This window comes from Streptomyces sp. SID14436 (genome assembly GCF_010548465.1).
In the GTDB taxonomy this organism is placed as follows: Bacteria; Actinomycetota; Actinomycetes; order Streptomycetales; family Streptomycetaceae; genus Streptomyces.
Genome location: NZ_JAAGMD010000064.1, coordinates 1 through 2642 on the forward strand (window position 1 = coordinate 1; position 2642 = coordinate 2642).

Consider the following 2642-nt stretch of genomic DNA (forward strand, 5'->3'; position numbering starts at 1 on the left):
CCCCGCCCCGCCGCCCACGACGGCCGGAAGCCGCCCGCCCAGCCCCCCGCCCCCGACGGCCGGAAGCCGCCCGCCCAGCCTTCCGCCCCCGGCTCCCGTCAGCGCGTCCGGACCGCCAACGCCAGGAACCGGGTGTCCTCGTCCGCGTACGAGGTCATCCGCCACCCCGAGGCAGCCAGCAGGGGCCGCAGGTGGGGCTCGGCGCGCAGATCGTCGTCGGTCAGCCGGCGGCCCTGGCGTGCGGCGAGCGCGGCCCTGCCGACCGGGTGGAAGAGCGCCAGCACCCCGCCGGGCCGCACCACCCGGGCCAACTCCCGCAACGTGTCGGCGGGACGCGGCAGGTGGGCGACGAGCCCGGCGGCGAACACGGCGTCCAGCACCTCGGCACGCAGCGGCAACGCGGCCACGTCGGCGAGCAGCAGCGCCCCGTCCCCGTCACGTCCGGCCCGGGCGGCCGCGTGCAGCATGGCCGGGGTGAGATCGGCGCCGATCACCGTGCCGGAGGCGCCCACGGCGGCACGCAGCGGGGGCAGGGCCCGCCCGGTGCCGCAGCCCGCGTCCAGCACCCGGTCGCCCGCACGCAGTCCGAGTGCGGCGACGGCCGCCGCGTAGGCGGGACCGTCGTCGGGGAACCGGCTGTCCCAGTCGGCGGCCCGGGCGGTGAAGAACTCCTGGACGTGCGTGTGGTCGTCACTCATGCCCGCGTGATCCCGCACACCGCCGGACTCAGTCCGCGACACCTTTCTCCGCGACGACCTTGTCGATCGTGACCCGGACGAGGAGTTCACCGGGCACGCCGTTGCGGCGGCCGAACTCCTCGGCACGGTCCTCGCCCATGTACCGCGCGCCGATCCGGGCCGCCCAGTGCCGCAGCTCGGCGGGGTCCTCCGAGAGCCGGGCCCGCCCCTGCAGCACCACGTAGTGGAACGGGGGGCGGTCGTCGTCCACGCAGAGCGCGACCCGGCCGTCGCGGGCCAGATTGCGCCCCTTCACGGTCCCGCTGCCCGTGTTGAACACCACCTCGTCCCCGTCGACCAGGAACCACACCGGCGCCACGTGCGGGCTGCCGTCGGCACGGACGGTGCACAGCTTGCCGGTGCGGGTCCCGTACGAGACGAATTCCCGCCACTCCTCATCGGTCATCTTCTGTCCCATGACGCCCATTGTTCTTGCCCGCCGCCCGTTCGTGGGGAAGGCTGGCGCGAGGGGAGCCCGCGCGGGGGAGGCGGCAGGGGACGTCCACGGGGAGTACAGGGGGAGATGCACGGCATGGCGCAGAACCAGGGTCTCGAGTGGCTGCTGGACGATCTCACCCAGCGCGTCGAGCACATACGGCATGCGCTGGTCCTGTCCAACGACGGGCTGGTGACGGGGACGAGCACCGGACTGCGCCGGGAGGACGCGGAATACCTCGCCGCCGTCTCCTCCGGGCTGCACAGTCTCGCCAAGGGATCCGGCCGGCACTTCGGCGCGGGCGAGGTGCGCCAGACGCTCGTCGAGTTCGACGACGCGGTGCTGTTCGTCACCGCGGCAGGCTCCGGCAGCTGCCTGTGCGTCCTCAGCGGCGCGGAGGCCGACCTGGGCCGTGTCGGCTACGAGATGACCCTCCTCGTCAGCCGGGTCGGCGAACACCTCGGCGTGGACCCCCGCCGCCCCGGCTCCGATCCCGGCACGGACCTCTGACCTGCGCGTTCACCCTGAGGGGTCAGGCTCCGCGGGAGTTGTCCACAGGGCCGGCACAGAGCGTGACGGAGCGGATACCGTCGTGTCCGGGCGGACGCACCGGGCGTCCGCCGCACGCTCCACGGGGGAGACGACCATGACCGCCCACACCGTCACGCACCCGCGCCCGACCGCCGCCGCTCCGCACGCCGCCGTCCCGCACACCCCGGACGCGTCCGTCGCGCCGGGCCGCGCGGCGCACGAACTGCACCTGAAGCCGACGGAGTTCGACCTGGCGGTCCGGCTCGGCCGGATCCGCACCGTGCCCGGTGACCGGGGAGGCGGGCCACGGATCGAGCGCGCCGAACTGGAGCGGCTGCGTGCCCGCCCCGGCTTCCCGGAGGAACTGCGGGAGAGCGTGCGCGCCGTGGGCACCGCGGAGGGGGCCGCACTCATGGGGGTGTCGAAGGACCGGTTCACCCGCCTCGCCCGGCTGGGCCTGCTGAGCCCCGTGAAGTACTACCTGAACCGTTACCGCGCCGTGGTCTGGCTCTACCTCGCCGACGAGGTACGGCAGTTCACCGCCGACCCGGGCAACGCCGCGCTGCTCACCGGCCGTTTCCCCGAGGCCCTGCGCGGCCATCTGGACGCCGGGCTCGACCTGCGGCCCCGTAACTGGCGCCACCGGCACCTGGGCTTCCTGCTCCGCCAGGCCGGCGACCCCTGGGCGCGGGCCGGGGCCGTGGCGGCGCTGCTCGACCCGCTCCACGTCTGCGAGGTCGTCGGTGACCCCTGGGAACGCTCCCGGGTGAACCTGTTCCGGCCCGCCCCGCCGGCCCACGGCGCCCCCGGGTCCCCGGCCGCCGACCTGGCGCGAGAACTCGCGACGGCCCAGGACGCGGACGAGATCGCCTGGCTGCGGGCCGACCTCGCACGGCTGGTGGCCGAGGCGCGCACCCACCGGCCGGCGCCCCGCCCCG

4 protein-coding genes are annotated in these 2642 nt (G+C 75.4%); 2 read left to right on the forward strand and 2 right to left on the reverse strand.

Going from position 1 to position 2642, the window contains the following annotated elements:
- Positions 1–98: 98 nt before the first annotated feature.
- Both G3I53_RS02160 and G3I53_RS02165 read right to left on the reverse strand, forming a co-directional pair.
- Positions 99–698, reverse strand: coding sequence for a class I SAM-dependent methyltransferase (locus G3I53_RS02160; RefSeq protein ID WP_164437975.1), 600 nt, complete (start codon positions 696–698; stop codon positions 99–101).
- 28 nt (positions 699–726) lie between these two features.
- The gene (locus G3I53_RS02165; protein ID WP_164335562.1) at positions 727–1155 is read right to left on the reverse strand and encodes a PPOX class F420-dependent oxidoreductase; all 429 of its coding nucleotides are present in this window, start codon (positions 1153–1155) and stop codon (positions 727–729) included.
- 114 nt (positions 1156–1269) lie between these two features.
- Here G3I53_RS02165 and G3I53_RS02170 point away from each other — a divergent pair, with 114 nt between their 5' ends.
- Both G3I53_RS02170 and G3I53_RS02175 read left to right on the forward strand, forming a co-directional pair.
- Complete coding sequence (locus G3I53_RS02170; protein WP_164335560.1) at positions 1270–1683, forward strand: roadblock/LC7 domain-containing protein; 414 nt, start codon at positions 1270–1272, stop codon at positions 1681–1683.
- 136 nt (positions 1684–1819) lie between these two features.
- On the forward strand, positions 1820–2642 hold an 823-nt coding region (locus G3I53_RS02175; RefSeq protein ID WP_203616659.1), incomplete at its 3' end, for a DUF6397 family protein.